This is a genomic window from Marinicellulosiphila megalodicopiae (assembly GCF_045862395.1).
Lineage (GTDB): Bacteria > Pseudomonadota > Gammaproteobacteria > Pseudomonadales > Natronospirillaceae > Marinicellulosiphila > Marinicellulosiphila megalodicopiae.
Window position 1 is genome coordinate 3189327 of the sequence record NZ_AP023087.1, and the last position, 20566, is coordinate 3209892.

Consider the following 20566-nt stretch of genomic DNA (forward strand, 5'->3'; position numbering starts at 1 on the left):
TTTCGAAGCTTTATTAACCAAGCTTTTTATTTCTTCATGGATGAAAAAATAAAACTTAAAAATTCAGCACATGGATGTGCGCTTGCGACTTAGCAATCAAGAAAGGTTTCCTTTCGCTAGATTGCTAACAAAGCTTTTAATTTAAAAAAGGGACCTTTAAATTAAACTTATCAAGAAGAGCAACTCACAAACGAAACTCCCGCCACTTCAAAATACTTTGAAGGTTTTAATCGATAGTATTTATCCTCAATCTCTTTTGCTTGTTCATCATAAGGATTCGTCATTACGTCTTGCAGTTCATGAATTAAAGTATAATCGCCTTTTGCAGCTTGCTCATAAGCAGGCACTAAAAACCATTCGCGTAAAATGTATTTGGGGTTAACCAACTTCATTTGCTTTGAGATTTGTTCATTAGTTCTAGGTGTCGCTGATTTTGTTTCATTGCTGCTTAGTAGTGATTTCCATTTTTCTAGCCACGCAGTCCAGTGTGTATCTATTTCTTTATTATCTTGCTGTGCATAGAAACTTTTCTTCAACGGTTCAATATCATTTGGTATCGATGAAAGCTCTCTAAAAAACAGGGTGTAATCAACTGGAGTATGTTGCATGAGTGTCTGTAATTCAGTTAACAGTTCGTTAAAAGCCAGCTCGTCCGTTTCATTCGTTAATGGGTTAAGACCCAACTTGGCCAGCCACATTTTATTCATTTGCGTGTCTAAAACTTTTGAGAATTCATTTTCAATTTCGTTAAGGATTTGTAAATGCTCTGGATGCGAGTCGAGCAATACTCTTAAGGCTGAACAAAACATGCCGTAGTTTTTTTGCGCAGCATTACCTTGATTCATAAACGCGAAGTGTTGGCCGCCTCCTGTCCATGATTGGTAATGAGGATCGTACACATCACAAAAACCAAACGGGCCATAATCAAGGGTAAAGCCACCTACTGCACAGTTGTCACTATTGAAGTTACCTTGGCAAAAACCCACTCGAATCCAATTTGCAATCATTGATGTCAGGCGCGTTTGAAACTGGCGTGCTAGCTCTATTATCTTTTCTGGATTGCTTGAATGTGTGTCTATTACATCTTTGTATTCACGATCAATCACATGTTGCACAATTTGTTCAAGCTCTTGCATGGAGATTGTGTGCTCATTAATGCGAGCTCGTCGAGCGAATAATTCTATTTGCCCAACACGCAAAAATGACGGAGCAACACGTGTTGAGATTGCCACTGGCTCCGATATCATCCTGTCGGGATTTTGTGACATTGAGCCTTTTGAAAACCAAGGACGCTGAACCGTTTGGGTTTTAGACACATACAAACTTAAAGAGCGGGATGTTGGGACACCTAACGCGTGCATGTGCTCTTGCGCTAAAAACTCACGAATACTCGAGCGCAATACAGCACGTCCGTCTGCACCACGACAATATGGCGTTTTGCCGCCGCCTTTTAATTGCATTTCCCAACGTTGATTATTAATGACAGCCTCAAGCACAGAAACTGCACGACCATCGCCATAACCGTTACCCGTTTGAAACGGACATTGCTGAATATATTCAGTGCCATAAATAGAAAGCGCGTAACCTGTTGCCCAACCTAATTTGCTCATTGGCGTTGGCACTTGAGATAAATCACCAGTGAACATTTGCATAAACTCAGGGGTTTGTGCCAATTCATCAGCAAACCCTAATTCATTAAAGAAGGTTTTGCTGTGAGCAATATACTCAGGGTTTTCAATTTTTGTAGGGTTCACAGGCACATAATGCCCCGAAAACACTTGGCGTGGCTCATAGTCTAGCCCGTGTGATGTTGAATCAGGATCACGGTTTAGCGAGTCCATCAGCGAATAGTCGGCTAGTTTTGCTAGATCGTTAAGCGTTGATATTTTGAGTGCTGTTTTTGGAAGGTTTTGATCTGTCATTTTTTTACCAAGGCTTGTAAGTTTTAATGGGGGTATCTTACCTTGTTATGGATTTGGGTTCATCGAAGTTGTTTTGATGACTTCATTATCCTTATACATGAACAAACGATACATTCGATTACGCGATACTTTTCATTTCACCACTTCGCTTAGTTTCTAATAGGCTACTTATATTTTCAAAACATTAATACCCAAGGTATCGAAATATTCAACTTTTCTGATCACTACTTAAGCGAACAAATATCTATGTTAAGATGAATTTATTGACCTAAAGAGAAAGTGTTATGAAAAATTCAAGAAGCCAAATATTGGATTGGGCTGAAAAAGGATTAATTGAACCCCATAAACTGGATGATGCCATGAGCTTAACTGGCGCTAAGCCGAGTAAACTTCAGTGGCGATCATTTTTGCTGCAATGTTTATTATGGATGGGTGTCTGTGCAATTTTTCTGAACCCATAAAATGAATTTTTCTTGAAATTCAACAGGGTCTAAAAGTGAAAAAACACGAGAGATGGTATCGTGTGAAGGTACTCCGCTGCTCATATCTAAAAAGCTAGACAGCCATTCAAATTTTGCATGTCCATAGTCTTCAATTGAATCCCAATCATCTGCGCCACATAAAGTTGCGCAAAGTGTAATCGTGATAATATTAACTAATGGATGTTTAATTTTCCCTGACTGTCTAAAATCAGTAATGGATGAAAATTGATCAAATATATTTTTAGAATTCACGTTTTAAGTACTACTATCTCTGAAAGCCCCTATTTTAGCGGATTTTTCATGCGTTTGCCCTGAGAGGCACCCTTCTACTTTAAATAGCGTTCTACTATCTAACGCCTTCATCAAACAATGATTTTTTCAAAGCCACTATCCCCACGTCCAAATCTCGATACACTGGAATATTGTATTTATTTGCCACTACTTCCACATTACCTACTCGCCAAAATGTTTTAGGACAGACAATGATTAGTTTATTGCTGTCAGCATGAAGACCTAATTCTAAAAGAGAAATTGGCGATTGGCTGTTAGGTGCAAAAAACCTACAAAGACAGACTGATTAAATACTACTTGATATTAATAAACAATATTCTCAAAGTTGATCAAAAATCATCTATAAACTCAACGCATTTATTGACAATAACAACCTACAAAGACAGACTGATTAAATACTACTTGATATTAATAAACAATATTCTCAAAGTTGATCAAAAATCATCTATAAACTCAACGCATTTATTGACAAAATATTTGAATTTTCTAAACGAGCGTAGAATAGCTGTTTTTTAGACACGCGAATTTACTAATTAAACGAATTAGTATTTTGAGATTGAAACCAGGAATATTTTTATCTATTTTGTGGATTTACTAAAATAATACAAACAACTCGATACATTCAATGCGCGTTCACGCCCAAAGTTTTTTACGGTATCTATTATAGATAAAGATTCACCCACAATACCTTTAAAGCTTGATTCAAAACTCGATGTGATATGCATCCATTTAACTGGATCTATATTTAACCTTGTCATCAACTCAGGAATATCGGTATTAATTTTACCTAATTTTCCTTTTCGTGATTGTCGACCTGTCCATTCCACCAATTCAATATAAGTGGTTAATCGGCAAGGAATCCCTTTTGGCATATCTTTTCTAGCACAGCCTGCAAAATTCATTAAACTATCAACCTGTTCTTTTTGATTATTAGGTTTATCGCTTTTTAAAGATTGTTCGATGCGTTTTTTAATACTGGTATGCGCCGATTTCTCCGGTGTTTTTGCCATTTTAGCTCTCACCGGATTTAAATCCACATAAGCCATGCAGGCCAATAATGCTTTTTCATCAAGTAATGCTTGAGACTTAAAACGCCCCTCCCAAAATTTACCTGTGCAGTTATCTTCTTGATTAGCAATGCGCGCTAACGGCTCATTAATACATTTCATGAACCAACCCAAATCCATTAAACGGCTACGATATTCATCGGCACGCTCTTGTACTAAATCCATTTCAATTTCTGATAAAACCTCACCTTTCACGTATTTTTGAGTTAACACTGTGCCTTTGTAAACCTTATGCCAGCGTTCGATTACCTGAAGATCGCTCAGTTTTTTAGAAGCATCAAGGTCTATAAATACAACTAAATGGAAATGATTTGACATAATCGCATAGGATGCTATTTTTATATTAAAGATCGTTGGCAATTCTTCTAAACGATTTTCAATCCATTCTTGCCTGTGTGAATAATCCTTTTTGGTGACGGAATCTTTACCCAAGATAAAGCATCGCCTGCAACAACGACTTACCAAATGATAGTATGGTGTAGCCTCAATAGATACGAGTTTCTTTCTGGCGATTGGCATAAAAAATCTCCTGTAGACAATCATTTCTTTAATTATTTTTAATTAATTAAATAATAGTTTATGGAGGTAAAATCGCTATTTTATTTTTGTGACGTTTTGTTGCTTAGGTTGTGTGTCTATGTAGTTATATTAGTGTGTCTATGTAGTTATATTAAACAAAACAACATAAATGGATATGCAATCAAAAATGTATAGATAACAGACAAAAATATATAAATACCTACTCCATTATAATACTCACCAGAAGGTAGTATTGAAAAAACAACAATTAATACAGGCATACAAACTAGAGGACTTATAAACAGAGTTTTTAAATAAGCGATGGTGACATTTGATACGACTTTCATTTTAATTATTCCTTTCAAAAAATGTACAATCACACATTCCTAATATTTATTTTAAATTGCGCCTGTCAAATCATTACTACTGACAGGCACAACTCAAACTTATCCACATCTATAATTTCAGACTATTTGTTGCGTACTTTTTAATCGATACTTTTGAAACACATATGCCCCTATCATCAATATACTGCCCATCATCATTAATGCTATGACTTTTTCTATATTGCTGGATCCTGCCAAGTCATAAATTAATACCTTAGCGGCGGTGAGTACGTATAACGCTAAGCTGAGTTTTATTAAGGATTTATACTGTTCTTTTAATGTTAAAAACAGCACGAATAACGCCTGCAGTAATAGTAATATTGAGATTAGAATTGACCAGTCTGCTAAGGCGTAGTTGATAAAACCAATATAACTTAGGGCTAACATAACATGGAAGATCCAATAAAATATAACCTGTGTCGTTACTTTATTGTTTAAGAATATAAGTGTTTGATTGGTTGTAAAACAAACTAAATACCCCACTGTTAATACCACTAATAATGCCAATACCATGAAGATACTTTGTACTGACATCAACTCGCCATTGGTTTGAAATACACTGCCTATAATGACGATTGATAAACAAAATACCATAGACACATATGCCAGCGTTAAACTTGGGCGAATAATGTGTTTAAGTTGAGTGTTCATTATTAAAAAATACAACGCAATGGATGTGACAGCCAAGCTTACAAATACATGCCCTAGCACAGCAAAACTTAAAGCAAATACTGCAAATAGGTAGAAATACGGGCTTTGTTGTAATTGCATTTTATAATCGGACACACTGTGTTTGGTGATGCCTAAAATATTTTCAAATTTGTTAATGACAGTAATAATGACAAGACCCACAACAATTGCGAATAACCCTGGTAACTGAGCGGTACCTGTTAGGGCTAACGCGGCAATATACACCGTGGCGAATACTGCACAGTAGAATAAAATTTTAGTTTCAATCAACAACGCTTTGTATTTTAAGACTCGGTGTAAAAACCAACTAATAAAGAATGAAGCAAAAATAGCCACAGGCAAGAATTCAACATACGATCTTGCGACTTTACCTAAAAATAGTAATGGTAAAAGGATGTATATAAATAAACGCACCCATTTTGAAAATTGATACAAACTGGTTTTAAAATTGAGCTTTTGATAGATGGTTAACATAAACCAAGCATTGAACATTAGCTCAGCATATCCGATCATGACTAGATAAGGTTGATCTGAGAAATGGAACGTGTTTACTTGTGAGTATCCATAAAGCGCCATTACTCCATAAAATATAAATAATCCCCAAGCTAACTTTTCACTAATCAGTAAATTGAATTTCAACGATCTATATAGTGTTGCACAGATGACTACTGGCATTAATATAAATGTCCACGCATCGATCAAGATATAGCTGGTATATAAAAAGAATAATGCGGCAAAGAAACTGACACTTTCGTTTAACATATATTTTTGTTTTTTAATGGTATCGCTGTTAATCCAATTAGCTTGAATGAATAACGACCCGTATAAAACAGCAAAACTTACCAGTATAACCAAAAGATCAAACCATAGAGCATCAAAACTTGATTGATTTAAAGGATTTGAAATATGATTAATGATATTCATTGTGCTTAATAGAGTTAATGCGATTGGAACGCCATACACTACATACTGCAGGGCAAGCATTAAATCATTTGACCAGATTTTTACTTTAAACTTCAAAAAGAATATATGCCCAATCCATAGACTTGCTAATAATTCGATGATCATCACCCAAGCTTTAAAGCTTTGTTCGATATAAATTGGAGACGTAATTGCGCTAAATAGATTAAATAATATTGTGCCTAATAATGAAAATAAGACCACGGGTCCCGCTTTAACTGAAAACAATTTAATATTTAGTAAGCTTAACGCTATTGGAATAAACAACCATAATTCCATAGATTGGACATATATAAACAAGATTGAACAGATGAAAAATACGGAACTAAATGAGTAAAGTTCAATAAATACTTGTTTGATTTTATTTTCTATAGACGTACTAGTAATAGAGTAATGCGCCACTATTTTATACAACGCATAACTAAATAATGTAAAAATCGCTAGGCTAATCAAATAATTCACATCGCTGTTTGTAATTAATTGCATAACCATCATCCAAACAAGGCTTCCCATTGCGTAAATAAAGAGTAAATACCCCTCTAAACGAATAAGCGAAAACTGATATTTAAACCCGATAAACAACAGCATTAACGCCTCTAATAACCACAAGACATTGTTTAATTCAGCCGGTGCCAACACAAAAATAATACACGCAGACAGCAGCGCGATAAACAAGATGAACATAGGTGCGATACTGGATTTTAAAATACTGAATAATCGAACGGTTGCGATTAAAACAGCAAGTACTAAAGCAAAACAAACGGCGACTAACCACGAATGCTGCTGTATGGAAAACATGGCGTAGATGAAGTAAAAAAGGTTGGCTACTAACAGCGTTAATGTTTTTCGATCCAGTTTTTCTTTGAGCTGCAAGCCATTAAAACTGAAGTAATATACAAACACCAAAAAGGTAATACTTAAAAACAATACAGCTAAATATGGATGAACCTGTGCGCTTAATTGTAAATATTGTAGCATCGACAGACCTATAACAAAGGTAAGTTTACCCAATGCCGACCATTTTATACTGATGGATAAATACAAATTCACGAACATCAAAACAAATAAATAAACAAAATACACCCAAGAACTTTCATCTATTTGCCCTGAAATAACCGGCATTAACAACCCACCAATTAACGTAATGGCGGCCACGACTTTGGTTTCGAATATTTTAGCTAATAAAGTTGAATAGCAGGTAATTGAAATAAGCAAAATAAAACTCACCACAGGCGAGACTATTTGATAATAAGGGCCGATAAAATAAGCGGTTAAGTAGTTAAATATTATTCCTAAGGCTATGACACTTGCGCCATACTCGCTAAATTCAGTTTTCTTAACCGATAAATACATCCCCAACACACTGATGCCACCACCTATGACAAACCCTGTTATGGCTTTGAGGGTGTCGTTAAATAGAGAGTAAAATGCATATTGTAATAAATAGCCAAAGCCAAAGGTTAATGTGATGATGCCAGCCACTGTCATTAAAAATACAGGAGCCTTGCCTTGTTTGTGGTAAAACTCGTATAACGAAATAATTTTATTAAACACTTCCATTACGGGAGCGGCGACTAAATTGAATAGCCCGATAAGTTGCGTGATTAACGAGCGACCTAATTTGTCTAAGATGCCGTCGCTTTTTTCGATTTCTTTAACAGGTTGATTTGCTTTAATAACGATGTCTGAAGTGTTCTCTTCCACTTTTTCGGCTGTTGTTTCTATTTGCGCTTTTTTAGAGTCTTGTATGGATTCTGGTTCAGCGTTAAGTACTTCTGTTTTTTCTATTATTTTTTCTTGCTTGGTCGCTGTGGGTGCAATCGTAGTCGGTGGTGAGGGTACGCTGGCTTTTTCATCTTTCAAAGGGACACCTGGTTGCATAAAACTATCAACGATTTGTTGTTGTTTCAAATCGTCTAAATTTTGCTGCAGTGCATCCACCCGGCTTGAAAACTCTAAGCGAGTTAAGCTAATTTTTTGTTGGAGCTGCTCTATTTGCTTAGCTAGCTCTTTGTTGTTTTCACTCAAAATTCAATTTCCTTGAACATTACATAGTGGATTAAAGAGCTGCATTATTACACAGTTAGCATGGATAAAAAACGAACGGTTTTTTAAAAACAGCTGACGATTGGTTTAAATAAGATCAACTAACCAGTTTATTGGTATATCACGCCATCCTGTTCTAAAGCATTATCACGAATTTATATTAAAGCTTTCGACTTCACGGCAATTTGCTCGGCTTTGCCATCCTGCGTCGCTCTACTAATTACTTCCATTTGAGAGTCCTGCATTATTCTAATTAACTACGTCCTGTAGTTATAAATATCGAATCTATCGAACCACGCAAACATAAACCGAATTTGTCGATTCATTATTTTGAAACGGATTATAAAAAGACACGACATGCGATTCAACCGAAGCAAACACGGTGCTTAATAATGCTTCAAATTTTGGATCAGGCAGATTTTGTGACCACATGGCAAACACACCTTTTGACTTTAATTGTTTGGCCATTAAGGCTAATTTTTCAGTGGTATAAAAACTGGCGTTGGATGCATTCAAAAATTCATCGGGTGAGTGATCTATGTCTAACAATATCGCGTCGAACTTTTTGTTTGGACTGGTTGCATCAAAACCGATTTCTTGATCGCATGCTAAATCAAAAAAACTGCCTAATACATATCGATTTCGAGAATCGGAATTTAGCACTTTACCTAAAGGCACTAACTCGTCTTTGTGCCATCCTATGACTGTCTCTAATGCGTCCACTACTAGTAATTCTTTAATACGTGTGTCTTTTAATGCGGCGACGGCTGTATAACCTAATCCTAAGCCACCAACAACTACGCTCAGATTATCGCCCTGTACTTTAGCTAAACCCAAATCCGACAACGCTTCTTCTGCTGCTACAAACATGCTTGACATTAAAAACTCTTCGCCTAGTTTCACTTCATAAATATCGATATCACCAAATACGGGTATACGACGTTTACGTAGGGATATTTCACCTAGGCTGGATGCTTGGCTGTCTATTTCTTCGAACAATGGCATGTTGGTTTCCTGTTTGAGGCAATTCGAAGAAGGATTCTGCGTATTGGGATTTGGAGTTTAACACTTTGTTGGTGATTGAAGTAAAGATGTTCTGGGTAACACCTAAGGGCAGAGCAGTTTTAGATTTGAATTCACGAATCATTGAAGCATTAATGTTTGCTGGGGACGGCATTAATAAATGACGTGCTGAAGCACGACCTACGAATTCGTGCTTTTATTTAAAAATGTTTCGATCTTTATTGCAACTTCACTTGCAAAAACATTCGCTAAGTTATGTTCACCCCCAAGGATAATTTCTAATTTTGAACCCTTGATTAAAGCGTTTAAACGTTCACCTATAGTAACAGGACTAATCGGATCTTTATCCCCCCATATTAATAGAACTGGAATATCTAGGGACTGTATTTGTTCGGTTAAGTCCTCATCAAATTCCACAAAATATTTAGCAAAGGTTGGATTTGTTTTTATATACCCTTCGCGCCAGTCTGTAGGTTTAATATCACTTACGTTTATACCTGCCGAAGTCACACATAATACAAGATGAGTAATGAGCTTGGGATGTGTTGACAATACTTGCATGGCAGTTTTTACAGCCACCATGCCACCCATAGATTGTGCAATGAGCACACTGGGTTCGTTAATATTTTTAGATAGTTTCATAACTAAATCATCAACGGTTTCTATTGCAGGATCGGGCGTTACCCCAGCAATACCCGGCCATTCAATAAAAACGCGCTTAGCTTCAAATTTTATTAAATTTGAAGCAGGCTGCCAAAACGATGCATTACCTGCCGCCCCTGGAAGAAATATTAGTTTTGTGGGTTTCATTTTATTTTTCACTATTGTTTTTATTGTTTTAATGACTGTCTCATTTTTCGGCCGCCAACTGGAGTTAATCCATTTTTTTGATAGAAGTCTAAAACGCGTTTAAATTCTGGTAGCGGTGGTGTACACAACTCTATACAGGCCCAGTCATTTTGCAAGCCATGTTTGCGCACTTGCTCTACCAGCTTTGCGCCTACGCCTGTAGAGCGATATTCGGGACTCACATAAAATTCTTGAATCAACCCTACTTTACCAGCAGCATATAACGCATGTGTTTGTGCCAAAGTAACAACAGCAATAGGAGTCGAGTCTTGAAACCCTAATATGGCCGAATAAAAGCCTTGTGTGAGTAAGGATTCGCATTGTGCCTGGGTGTTTTTTACATCAATATTAAAATGTTGAGTTTTGGTTATTTCACAAATTTCATCGGTGAGTTTGACTACAAATTCAGCAATGATTTTTGAATCTTCTGTTTTTGCTTTTCTAAAGTTAATGTTCATGTTTTGCTCACTATATCAAATGATAGACGGGTAAGTGTTTATCTATAGTAATAATTAAATATGTGTTTTCTATGTGATTTCTATGTGATTTTTTATGTGATTTTTTATGTGATTTTTTATGTGATTTTTTATGTGATTTTTATGCTTGTAGTGTGTGAATTTTAAACTAACGATTCAATATATCATCGTATAGTTTAAATAATAATTCCACACTTTATAACAATAAAAAGCGTAACCCAAACCAACCGTTAAGACTGAAATAATTATCCACAATATGACATGGCCGAAATGCCCAAATATATAGCTGTCAAAGACCATCAATCTGGCTTTGACTTAGTCATCAATTACTTCAGGTTGATTAATAATAAATCCTGAAAATGAGTAAGGCAAAAAGAAAAGCGCAACGCCGAGCGTGACCATCATTAAAATAAACCAAACGATTAGGCGAACCAATATTGTAAAGGTGTTTACTTTTGCTTGAATTCTCGTGATTACTGCGAATGAGTATTTAAAATATGATGCCGTATTTCAACTTAATTCACTGCATTTACAAAATAACCCTCCCCTACTTTTTGAGTCAAATCAATTAAAATAGACTGACCATCAAAACCATGGAGATTGCATATTTTACATACACAATCACTTTTGTTATTTCTTCAGGTATTTGAATGCCGTATTTACTTCGAGTAAACGGTTGTTCGTTGCCGTGTGGGTGAGCTAAAACTCTTTGGGCCAATTCGTTTTTTGGCTTGGTCAATCACTTCACATGTATGCGCATAATGCCTCCAACTTTGATCATTATGTAAAACACTCACATTAAAACACCAGCTTTTTTTCACTTTGCAAAGTAACTACATTCGTTACCTGATTAAAATCCAGAGATGCGTTAACTTCACGTTCAGCAGCAATTGCTACTGATGTGATTAGACTTAAAACAAGCAGTGCTTTCATTTTAACCGTTCACTTAAATTAATATTCAAACAGTGTGTGATTGTTTTTTAAATTTCAAGTTTTAGACTTTAATTTAATTGATCTAAATTTATACAATGACTTTCAATTTGTTTTTTATTTAATGGCCCGCCGTGTCCTAAATAAAATTTATGACAACCACAATTATTTAAAGCTTTAAGTTGTTGACTCACTAAAGCTGGATTGTCTTCAAAAGGTGGGCGTTTTGGTCTATTTTTAAACATGATGCCTCCAATCAATATACCCGATGCGACTAAATCTCCAACAATGGCATGTTGTTTATTTACAATAACTGAAATGGATCCATCAGTATGTCCATGTGTAGGAATTACTTGAATATCAAGTTGATCAAATGTGTAAGTTTCGTCATCTTTTAGCAAGATATCAGGCGTAAATGTAGGATATTTTTTGCTGACGGCTCCTGTTTTAAAAAATAATTTTGCAAAAGTGCTAGTCGGGCAAAATGTCATTTTTTTATTGCCTTGGTAATAATCTAAATCATTCACATGGGCGATAATTTTCGCTCCACTTAATTGTTTTAATTTAAGAGCGTTTCCTGCATGATCAATATGGGCATGAGTGATCACTATGTATTTTATATCGCTGAATTTAAGAGTATATTTTTTTAATGTTTGCTCCACTTTTTGTTCGGTATTGGGTAGTCCTGAATCGACTAATATACATCCATCAGAGTATTTAATTAAAAAAGCATTCACAATACCAAGCGGTAAAATGGGGATTGTAATTATTTGATAGTTCATTTTTTATTCCTGTTTGCTCACTGGAAATTGAATATTACTGAATTTTTTATTTTGCACAATTAGTTACCTTTTGGTTACCACCTGCAAACAGTGATACAGTATTTATATTTCATTTATCAAAGAATGCGCTTATGAAACAAAATCCGTATTTGGATTTATCAAAACCCTGTCCCGTTGCTGCCTCGTTAAATTTAATTAATCGAAAGTGGTCGCCGATGTTGATGCATTGTTTGTCACAGTCAACTCAACAATTTGGTGAAATTTTAAGAGTGCTGTCCCCAATAAGTAAAAAAGTATTAACCGATGAATTAAAACGACTAGTTGATGCAAAGCTTGTCATGCGTAAGCAATGCCACAATACGGTAGTGACCGTTGAGTATTCATTAAGTGATAAAGGCAAAAGTCTATTGCCTATTTTAGAAAGTTTGACTCACTGGGGATTGGATAATATTGAGCATAATCAGTTGGATTTAACCTACATTAATAAGCTAAATTCTGGTTGACGAAAAGTGGCTGGCATTAATATGCAACTTAGGTTTACTCACTTTATGCACTTTTTTTAGTTGAATCTATGCGATAATGCCAAGCATTTACTTCAACTACCTTTAACAAAAGAAATTATCCATGAAACTATATAACACCATTGCAGAACGTATTGAAATTTTAGAAGAGAAAGTAGCACTATTAAATGATGAAATCGCCACATTACAAACCGCACCTAGAAATGATCGTGAAAAAATCATTTTTAAATTTCTAGAAACGGGAAGTACAGGTAAAACTAAAGATTTTGTAAGGGAAATGGGAATTAAATCTTCCCGCGGTGGGCTATATTCTTCAGGAGATGTATCAAAACTGATCAAAGATGGCGCTGATGATATATCACCTAAGTTACTTGAGTTGGCTCGACTGCTAGCAACTGGACACAATAAAAATGGCCCAAGTCGCTAATTGTTTTAATTTAGAAACTGTAACCGATGCTCGCTTCAACAATAAATGTAAATGTTACGTAGTCAGTTGCATCTCTGATATTTAATTTTGTGTCATCTTTACAGTCAATTTTGGCATCAATGTACATGGATGTATGCAAACCCGCGCCTAATTTAGTCACAATATTCGATGGGTTTTCACGAAATGAATACCCCGCTAAAAATGTGCCTCCGTACCCAAGAAAATTGCCTCGACAATTTTTAGTCTCTGACTTGGTTTTGATCCCTTGAATATCTAGGCCTACCGAACTGTAATAACCGTCTGTTTTAAATCCTAATGGGGCTTTTTCTAATCTCACCCCCAGTGCATATTCCGTAATGGTGTCGGCATCTACTGTGTCTACAGTATCTAATCGATCAAAACTGATCATTGGACCAATGGCAACATCATCAGTTACCGCATATAAACCATTAAACATATATTGTTTGCCAAAAATTCCGTTTACGGGATTAAAATTAATTTCATAAGGCGCAATCACTTTAGATGCTGCTGGTGTCACTTCTTCAGATACAGCGACTAATTCAGCTGAAGCAAATGGACTGATTGAAAATACAGCAAGACTTGGCAATAGCCGTGCAAAAACATTCATATTGGCACCGTTTGATGATTTAAAAATAAAGTTGTGTAAAAAAGTGAGTGATTAAAAAAGGGCTATTAAATCAAATTTATGACGTTTTGAGGAATATCATTTACTTAAACCTGACAAAACTGCCAATCAGAGCGTGTAATTGTGAACCAGTAGAAACACTTGTTACACAAAATTACAGTATTACGGGTGAATGTCCGATTTTTGAACAAATCAACATGATGGAAAATTGCATTTTTTTAATCAGACTTGACTAAAAAGCCCAACCAAAATAGTGAACACCCACTTACAACCAATCAACTTAAAATACTCACACTGTAATATTTATACCCAAATTAAAATCAGAACAATGAAGCAACATATTAAGCCCCTTAGCCTTACATTTTGGATTTGTCTGCTGTACAAAGCACACTCATAGAAAGTGCTTTAGAGAACTGCATAAGTTGGATGTAATAAGCTCGATGTGAAAAGTTGGATTTAAATTCGAGCAGATTTTGATGTGCATGTTCATTGAGTTCAGTTAAAGTCTTCAATAAAAGTGAAGGGCAGTTGTGGTCATTAGTTATAGCCACGCCCAGGTGATTTCAAGCAACTGATTGAGAGCAACTGATTGAGTGTCACTAAATACAGATTTAATATTAACAAACAACAAGAAAATGGTGATGAAATGGAAATACTTTGGAAACTAATACATTCTGGCGCAGCAGTGATGATACTTGGTGCTGTAACTGCAATAGCCTTTGCTGCACCTACCAAAAATAAAGATAACGAAAAACGCAATGAACGGATTCAAATTGCTCTGTATCTCGGCAGTATTGTAGTGGCTTTGTATTTTATTTGGTGGAAATAATGTATCTATTCAGCACAATCCGTAACTGTTCAGATTGCGATAACAATGTGCTCCTGCATTGCGCTAATAAACTAATCCCAGCTTAGACAAACCCCAGCTTAGACATACATAATAATTAAATTCTAACCAAGTAAAAACTCAATACTGAATATTAATATAATATTTTTTCAAATATATGGGTTTTACTGTAGAACACTAAGTTAGTAATTAGAAAAGTGTATCAATCTTGTGTGTCTGACTAGTATTTGAACTTTTACCTGTTTCCAGCCGAATAATCAGCACCAGGATTGAGGTCGAGAACATCTCGATGCGGTGCAACCAAAGATTCCTCGAATTGTACTTTCCAGCTTTGCTCATTAACGCCAGCAATAGTATGGCCGTTCTCAAATTCTGGGACTTCATCAAATATGTAATATGCAATGTTGTATAACTGAGATGAAACCTCATTGGGATCTAGGTCAACGTAGTGACACTGTATGTCATACAACCCTAGAGCCGCTAAACCGAGAGAGTCCATTAGAAGGCCTTGCTCCCCGGCATTGAAAAATCTAATATTTACAAAACTTAACAAAGGATTGGAACTAGCCTTTAATTCTTCGGCATCAATAATTAGCTGGGATCGCTTATTTGCTACTCCAATACAATTAGAGTGTTTCGTAAACACCCTTAGTGCATTTGAAAGAATAAAGTGCCTTTCTTTTGGCTCTAAGCCTGATGCCATTATATCTGTGAGAAGCACTTTGTATTTTGTGCGACTAACGATTTCAGAGGCATTTGGAGTCTGCCAACTCTGCTGAATTTCTTCTTCCAGCGAATCCTGATCTTTTTTGGGATCAGCATGTACTAGCATGAGTTGACTAGGAACTTGTTTTTCACCCTCGTAGGTAACCTTATGATCAATAAGAAAAAACATGTTTTGGTCGCCACTTTCTTTATGGTCAACTGAACCAATACTTGCTTCAAGCTCTGCTACTGCGGCTTTAACATCTATTCTAGGGTGGCTATCAAAAAGTAGCTCCACACCGTATGTTCTTGCAAAGCCATCCTCAATAATTGTATCTGCCATGAATTCTCCTTAAATTAACGAGGCTGTAGAAAAATTGACTTTCTTCAACACTCATTTTTAATTTAATTAATTTCAAACAGTATATTCATTCTCACAAGATATTTGAAACGTTAATTTTAAAACAATATTATATGACACTGAATTAATTATGAATTACCCAAAAAAAAGGAAACAGTAGGATGAAAGTAAGGGTGAGAGTAAGGATGCCTCTCAAATTTTAAAAATGGCAAAATTGAAAGAAGCCTACTCACAGAAAAGAAAGTCACTGAAAAAAGTCACAGAAAAGAAAACCACTATAAATGAAGACCGGGGTAGACGCGCATGGATGCACTAATGGCATGACAGCAGGATGCTTTGGAATGACCAACAATAGGTTAATTTAAATCAAAGTAGTTGCGGCTACGCGCAACCTATTCTTATTTATTATGCTTTTTTGAATTATAATATTCCATTAGAAATAAGAATTTTTTCAAAAGATATAGCTCGCTGTACATCTTCTATTATTACATCGTACCAGCTAGTGGAATTAAAATTGAATTCTATTGAAAAATCTGAGGTTCCAGTTCCGATACAGATATATGTTTTGTACCCGAAACATTCGCATTCATTTTTATACTCAATCCAATACTTAATTTCCTCCACATCAAAAGGTGGAGGACACCAACATTCTGGTTTTTCTTTATGTAATAAGTAGTCTGCCCCTATAGCGTCTAACCCTTCTAACAATAATTTTCCGTCGGCAAAAACCAATTCCCCCAGCAATTCGAACCCGTCATTATAATGCCCTCCCCTTGGATATTTAAGACGAAAAATTTTACACTCTTTAAGGGTCTCTCTAAATTCTTGGCTTTGGTAAAGTTCAAATTGCGACACTACTAACTCCTTTTTATTTCTATTTATTAGACCTGTATTAGACGCACCAAGCAACGCCTCAAGAACCGGCGCTGCTAGCAGCGTCCGTGTTGCTTGACTTGTTAGAGGCCCTTTGATTTAAAACTTTAAGACCACATTCATTTGGGTTCTGTTTAAAATAGTCTTGTAATTTATTCATTGAGATTCTTCTATCGGCCGCCAATAGTATTTTAGTAAGGCCAAATAGATCTTCTTCAAATTCTTGGTTTAAAAGCTTGTCTTTTGGTGTATCTATGTAGTCTCTAACCAATAGATTAATCTCTGAGACCGAGTATTTCCAAGGGTTACCATCAGGCCATTTCTCAAAGCTTGGCTCTTTGAAGTCTTTTGGAAAGTTCCAAATTGTTTCTTGATTCAAATTTACGAAATAGTTGCCTAATGAAAGCATGGAAAGACCTTCTCCCGAGTTACCGTTTTTGGCGTCAATTGATCGATTCACATCAACGCAATGTAAATCTAATCTTAGCTCTGGCTCAAACAAAGATTCGATCTCTTTTTTGAGCTTACTCCATCGCTTTGCCATCAGTGCCCTCTAACATGTTATTAGACGGAAAAAATCTGTTTTAAACATTTTAAATAAAGTCCATCAGTTGGTTTAAGGCCACACTATAACCAGTTATTTTCTATTTTCAAAATTTTACTGTCTATTTTTTGAGACTAATACAGAGAATTTGATATGCAGGAATGCATTAATGCAGTGAGTTCAGGACGAACAGAAACTGCCCACTATTTGTCATCGCCCTACTTCATTTTACTAGGCGCTGTGTTTTTGCTGGATTTACTATTTTTTTGGCCGAATCTGTATATCCAGTCATTACTCATGATAGGTAAAAAATATGTAATGCCTTATTTTTAATGATTTGGATAGTTTTTTCCGAATGAATCCGGAACCTACAGTGAGGTTAATTTCTGCATCGAGGATTACTTGTGGGTGTTATTGTTTTCGTATTAATTTGGTTAGTTTTTTCGTAATGAATCACGAACCTACAAGCCTAAAGTGACACCCACTTTTGTACTTTTGTGAATAATGCGAATCTCCCAATCAATCTTTAAGCTCTAGTCTATATCTACTAAAACTGGGGTTGCCGTCATGTTGTTATTTTGCAATATGCTCTGGTGTTATTAATTTTCAATAATCGCGCAGCTTTGCCTCGTGTAACACCGAAGGGACTTGGAGTCTCTTGACAGTTGTTAATCAGCCCAAGCTTGATAGAATACTCGCTTTAAATCTTAGAGCGATCCCCCATGAATGAATATTTACAATACCTAGCACAAACAGCAACTTGGTTAATTGCCATTATTATTTTAGTTGCTGTGGTTGTCGCCATTTTAGCAGGCGCTGCTGCAGGCAACCAAGACAATAAAAAGGAAGGCATTGTCTTAAAAAAATTAAATAAGAAAATTGAAAAATACAAAAAAAGCTTCGAAAACACTATTCTTGACAAAAAAGAATTAAAGCAATTAGAAAAAAACCGAAAGAAAGAGAAAAAAGCCAACAAAAATGAATTACCTGAAGCCAAGCATAATGTGTTTGTCTTAAACTTTAATGGTGACATCAAAGCCTCTCAAGTTGAAAAGCTTCGTGAAGAAATCAGCGCAATATTGCTTTATGCAAAAAAAGAAGACCAGGTTGTTATTAAATTAGAAAGCCCTGGCGGCATGGTTCATGGCTACGGTTTAGCCGCATCACAATTGAAACGCATCACAGACAAAGGCATTCCTCTAACGGTTTGTGTTGATAAAGTCGCTGCCAGTGGCGGTTATATGATGGCCTGTATTGCAGATAAAATTGTATCGGCTCCTTTTGCTGTAATTGGTTCAATCGGTGTAGTTGCACAGGTACCTAATATCCATAAGTTATTAAAAAAACACGATATCGATGTTGAATTACATACAGCTGGTAAATACAAACGCACATTAACCATGATTGGCGAAAACACAGAAGAAGGTCGCGAGAAATTCAGAGAAGATCTAAATGAAACACACGAGTTATTCAAAGAATTTGTTCACCAAAACCGTCGTCGTTTAAATATAGATGAAGTGGCAAATGGTGATGTTTGGTATGGATCTCAAGCCATCAAACACAATTTAGTTGATGAAATCAGCACCTCTGATGAATACCTAAACAATTGCTGTGAAACCCATGCTGTTTGGGAAGTCACCTTTAAAGTCAAACAATCTCCCATGCAAAAATTTGGTAAAAGCGTTGAAGTCGGTGTCGAAGGCGCTATCAACAAACAACTTCAGCATCATATTGCTAAGTTGTGGATGAAATAATTTCAATGCTTTCATACAGACAATTAGGTCATGCGTTTTTTAGCGATCAAAACCCAACGCCACTGCCTAATTGTCATTATGTTTATATCAATAAAGACCTTTCTAAAAACTTAAATCTAGATCACCTTACTAAAGACGATTTCAATAACATCCTTTCTGGGCAAGCACAATTCGGATCATCCACCCCACTGGCTATGAAATATTGTGGCCATCAATTTGGTCACTATAATCCTGATTTAGGAGACGGTCGCGGATTATTAATTGCAGAATTAACCGAACACAAATTTGCTACTGCTATTATCGATTTACACTTAAAAGGCGCAGGTCAAACACCTTACTCACGCCAAGGTGATGGGCGTGCCGTTTTACGCTCTACCCTTCGCGAATATTTAATGAGCGAGGCTATGTTTCACTTAAATATTCCAAGCTCACGCGCTTTGGCCATAGGTTCCTGCCCAGAACCTATTTTAAGAGAGCAGTACGAGCCAGCAGCAACGATGATACGCACAACCGCCTGTCACATTCGCTTTGGCCATTTTGAATACGCAAGTTACCACTTACCCCGCGAAAAACTAAAAGAACTGGCCAATTACTGCATCCACCGCTTTTATCCCGAGTGCTTAAAAGCGAAGGATCCTTATGTCAGTTTATTAAAAACCATCATCGCAAAAACAGCCAAATTAATAGCGCACTGGCAAGCGGTTGGGTTTAATCACGGCGTGATGAACACCGACAATATGTCAGTATTGGGTGAGACTTTCGATTATGGCCCCTTTGCTTTTTTAACGACTTACAACCCAAGTTATGTGTGTAATCATTCAGACACTCAAGGTCGTTACGCCTTTGATCAGCAAGCTCAAATGGGGTTATTTAACAGTCAATGTTTAGCGCAAGCCATGCTGCCTCTAATAACAAAAGAACAGGCTATTGATTGCTTAAAAGTGTATGAGCCGACTTTTAATAAACACTTCAATTATTTATTTGCGCAAAAATTAGGTTTAAATGAAATAAGCGAATCGTTTATTGAATTAACCCTAACAATGATTCATCAAAACAATATGGATTACACCGACTTTTTTAGACAGTTAACGTATTCATTTGATGATAAAAACGGACGTGGACGAAACATCGCACTGGATTTAAACCAGTTTGATTCATGGAATGAACAATACGAAAACCTTTTAACTAAACAACATATTTCCCATAAACAAGCAAAAACCACATTACAGGTAAACAATCCCAATTATATTTTGCACACGCACATCATTCAAAACGCAATTGATCTGGCCTATCAAGGAGATTATTCCGAGTTTGAAACCCTTTGTGAAGTTGCAAAAAATCCGTTTACTCAAAACCCAGATTGGGTAAGATTTGAGAAAACCAAAGACAGTAACGATCCAGACATGTCACTTAGCTGCTCATCATGATTGTTTCCGTTTTTCTATTTTTGCGAAAGCGCAAAACA

At 36.0% G+C, this 20566-nt stretch carries 20 protein-coding genes and 1 pseudogene; 6 read left to right on the forward strand and 15 right to left on the reverse strand.

Annotated elements, in window-relative coordinates:
- Positions 1-170: 170 nt before the first annotated feature.
- On the reverse strand, positions 171-1922 hold the full coding sequence (locus tag TYM08_RS13805; protein WP_422379731.1) for a protein adenylyltransferase SelO: 1752 nt from the start codon (positions 1920-1922) through the stop codon (positions 171-173).
- Positions 1923-2206: 284 nt separating this feature from the next.
- On the opposite strand from TYM08_RS13805, the gene TYM08_RS13810 reads away from it, so the two are divergent.
- A complete protein-coding gene (locus tag TYM08_RS13810; protein WP_422379732.1) occupies positions 2207-2383 on the forward strand; it encodes a hypothetical protein in 177 nt (58 codons plus the stop codon).
- Here the strand turns inward: TYM08_RS13810 and TYM08_RS13815 are convergent.
- The 10 genes and pseudogenes from TYM08_RS13815 to TYM08_RS13860 all read right to left on the reverse strand — a co-directional run bounded on the left by TYM08_RS13815 (position 2345) and on the right by TYM08_RS13860 (position 12423).
- The gene (locus TYM08_RS13815) at positions 2345-2656 is read right to left on the reverse strand and encodes an ISAs1 family transposase (protein WP_422379733.1); all 312 of its coding nucleotides are present in this window, start codon (positions 2654-2656) and stop codon (positions 2345-2347) included. The two genes, TYM08_RS13810 and TYM08_RS13815, sit on opposite strands and share 39 nt — an antisense overlap.
- A gap of 617 nt (positions 2657-3273) precedes the next feature.
- Complete coding sequence (locus tag TYM08_RS13820) at positions 3274-4194, reverse strand: transposase (protein WP_422379734.1); 921 nt, start codon at positions 4192-4194, stop codon at positions 3274-3276.
- Between the two features lie 551 nt (positions 4195-4745).
- Complete coding sequence (locus tag TYM08_RS13825; RefSeq protein ID WP_422379735.1) at positions 4746-8345, reverse strand: DUF2339 domain-containing protein; 3600 nt, start codon at positions 8343-8345, stop codon at positions 4746-4748.
- 303 nt (positions 8346-8648) lie between these two features.
- Complete coding sequence (locus TYM08_RS13830; RefSeq protein ID WP_422379736.1) at positions 8649-9368, reverse strand: spermidine synthase; 720 nt, start codon at positions 9366-9368, stop codon at positions 8649-8651.
- Between the two features lie 198 nt (positions 9369-9566).
- The gene (locus tag TYM08_RS13835) at positions 9567-10196 is read right to left on the reverse strand and encodes an alpha/beta fold hydrolase (protein ID WP_422379737.1); all 630 of its coding nucleotides are present in this window, start codon (positions 10194-10196) and stop codon (positions 9567-9569) included.
- A gap of 20 nt (positions 10197-10216) precedes the next feature.
- The gene (locus TYM08_RS13840) at positions 10217-10693 is read right to left on the reverse strand and encodes a GNAT family N-acetyltransferase (RefSeq protein WP_422379738.1); all 477 of its coding nucleotides are present in this window, start codon (positions 10691-10693) and stop codon (positions 10217-10219) included.
- Positions 10694-10867: 174 nt separating this feature from the next.
- A pseudogene (locus TYM08_RS13845) lies at positions 10868-11185 on the reverse strand (DUF6693 family protein).
- Between the two features lie 94 nt (positions 11186-11279).
- On the reverse strand, positions 11280-11450 hold the full coding sequence (locus TYM08_RS13850) for a hypothetical protein (RefSeq protein WP_422379739.1): 171 nt from the start codon (positions 11448-11450) through the stop codon (positions 11280-11282).
- Positions 11451-11509: 59 nt separating this feature from the next.
- A complete protein-coding gene (locus TYM08_RS13855) occupies positions 11510-11644 on the reverse strand; it encodes a hypothetical protein (protein ID WP_422379740.1) in 135 nt (44 codons plus the stop codon).
- A 68-nt stretch (positions 11645-11712) separates the two neighbouring features.
- A complete protein-coding gene (locus TYM08_RS13860; RefSeq protein WP_422379741.1) occupies positions 11713-12423 on the reverse strand; it encodes an MBL fold metallo-hydrolase in 711 nt (236 codons plus the stop codon).
- 131 nt (positions 12424-12554) lie between these two features.
- On the opposite strand from TYM08_RS13860, the gene TYM08_RS13865 reads away from it, so the two are divergent.
- Together TYM08_RS13865 and TYM08_RS13870 are read left to right on the forward strand one after the other, a co-directional pair.
- Positions 12555-12926 carry a winged helix-turn-helix transcriptional regulator gene (locus TYM08_RS13865; protein WP_422379742.1) on the forward strand — a complete coding sequence of 124 codons (372 nt, stop codon included), beginning with the start codon at positions 12555-12557 and terminating at the stop codon, positions 12924-12926.
- 121 nt (positions 12927-13047) lie between these two features.
- Positions 13048-13371, forward strand: a complete 324-nt coding sequence (locus TYM08_RS13870) for a hypothetical protein (RefSeq protein ID WP_422379743.1) — start codon at positions 13048-13050, stop codon at positions 13369-13371.
- A gap of 10 nt (positions 13372-13381) precedes the next feature.
- Here TYM08_RS13870 and TYM08_RS13875 read toward each other — a convergent pair whose 3' ends face one another.
- Positions 13382-13999, reverse strand: a complete 618-nt coding sequence (locus TYM08_RS13875) for a hypothetical protein (protein ID WP_422379744.1) — start codon at positions 13997-13999, stop codon at positions 13382-13384.
- Between the two features lie 607 nt (positions 14000-14606).
- On the opposite strand from TYM08_RS13875, the gene TYM08_RS13880 reads away from it, so the two are divergent.
- Positions 14607-14846 (forward strand): hypothetical protein, encoded by a 240-nt coding sequence (locus TYM08_RS13880; RefSeq protein ID WP_422379745.1) that lies wholly within the window; start codon positions 14607-14609, stop codon positions 14844-14846.
- Positions 14847-15099: 253 nt separating this feature from the next.
- On the opposite strand, the gene TYM08_RS13885 is transcribed toward TYM08_RS13880, so the two are convergent.
- The 3 genes from TYM08_RS13885 to TYM08_RS13895 form a co-directional block, all read right to left on the reverse strand.
- On the reverse strand, positions 15100-15912 hold the full coding sequence (locus TYM08_RS13885; RefSeq protein ID WP_422379746.1) for a DUF4261 domain-containing protein: 813 nt from the start codon (positions 15910-15912) through the stop codon (positions 15100-15102).
- 438 nt (positions 15913-16350) lie between these two features.
- On the reverse strand, positions 16351-16785 hold the full coding sequence (locus tag TYM08_RS13890; RefSeq protein WP_422379747.1) for a hypothetical protein: 435 nt from the start codon (positions 16783-16785) through the stop codon (positions 16351-16353).
- 58 nt (positions 16786-16843) lie between these two features.
- A complete protein-coding gene (locus tag TYM08_RS13895) occupies positions 16844-17347 on the reverse strand; it encodes a hypothetical protein (protein WP_422379748.1) in 504 nt (167 codons plus the stop codon).
- Positions 17348-18069: 722 nt separating this feature from the next.
- Here TYM08_RS13895 and sohB point away from each other — a divergent pair.
- Positions 18070-19101, forward strand: coding sequence for a protease SohB (gene sohB, locus TYM08_RS13900; protein ID WP_422379749.1), 1032 nt, complete (start codon positions 18070-18072; stop codon positions 19099-19101).
- Between the two features lie 5 nt (positions 19102-19106).
- On the forward strand, positions 19107-20528 hold the full coding sequence (locus tag TYM08_RS13905) for a protein adenylyltransferase SelO (protein WP_422379750.1): 1422 nt from the start codon (positions 19107-19109) through the stop codon (positions 20526-20528).
- Positions 20529-20566 lie beyond the last annotated feature (38 nt).

Coding starts and splice junctions, on each gene's coding strand:
- TYM08_RS13805 (WP_422379731.1), bottom strand. CDS start 1,922: ATGACAGATCAAAACCTTCCAAAAACAGCACTCAAAATATCAACGCTT.
- TYM08_RS13810 (WP_422379732.1), top strand. CDS start 2,207: ATGAAAAATTCAAGAAGCCAAATATTGGATTGGGCTGAAAAAGGATTA.
- TYM08_RS13830 (WP_422379736.1), bottom strand. CDS start 9,368: ATGCCATTGTTCGAAGAAATAGACAGCCAAGCATCCAGCCTAGGTGAA.
- TYM08_RS13835 (WP_422379737.1), bottom strand. CDS start 10,196: ATGAAACCCACAAAACTAATATTTCTTCCAGGGGCGGCAGGTAATGCA.
- TYM08_RS13840 (WP_422379738.1), bottom strand. CDS start 10,693: ATGAACATTAACTTTAGAAAAGCAAAAACAGAAGATTCAAAAATCATT.
- TYM08_RS13855 (WP_422379740.1), bottom strand. CDS start 11,644: ATGAAAGCACTGCTTGTTTTAAGTCTAATCACATCAGTAGCAATTGCT.
- TYM08_RS13860 (WP_422379741.1), bottom strand. CDS start 12,423: ATGAACTATCAAATAATTACAATCCCCATTTTACCGCTTGGTATTGTG.
- TYM08_RS13865 (WP_422379742.1), top strand. CDS start 12,555: ATGAAACAAAATCCGTATTTGGATTTATCAAAACCCTGTCCCGTTGCT.
- TYM08_RS13870 (WP_422379743.1), top strand. CDS start 13,048: ATGAAACTATATAACACCATTGCAGAACGTATTGAAATTTTAGAAGAG.
- TYM08_RS13875 (WP_422379744.1), bottom strand. CDS start 13,999: ATGAATGTTTTTGCACGGCTATTGCCAAGTCTTGCTGTATTTTCAATC.
- TYM08_RS13885 (WP_422379746.1), bottom strand. CDS start 15,912: ATGGCAGATACAATTATTGAGGATGGCTTTGCAAGAACATACGGTGTG.
- TYM08_RS13895 (WP_422379748.1), bottom strand. CDS start 17,347: ATGGCAAAGCGATGGAGTAAGCTCAAAAAAGAGATCGAATCTTTGTTT.
- sohB (WP_422379749.1), top strand. CDS start 18,070: ATGAATGAATATTTACAATACCTAGCACAAACAGCAACTTGGTTAATT.
- TYM08_RS13905 (WP_422379750.1), top strand. CDS start 19,107: ATGCTTTCATACAGACAATTAGGTCATGCGTTTTTTAGCGATCAAAAC.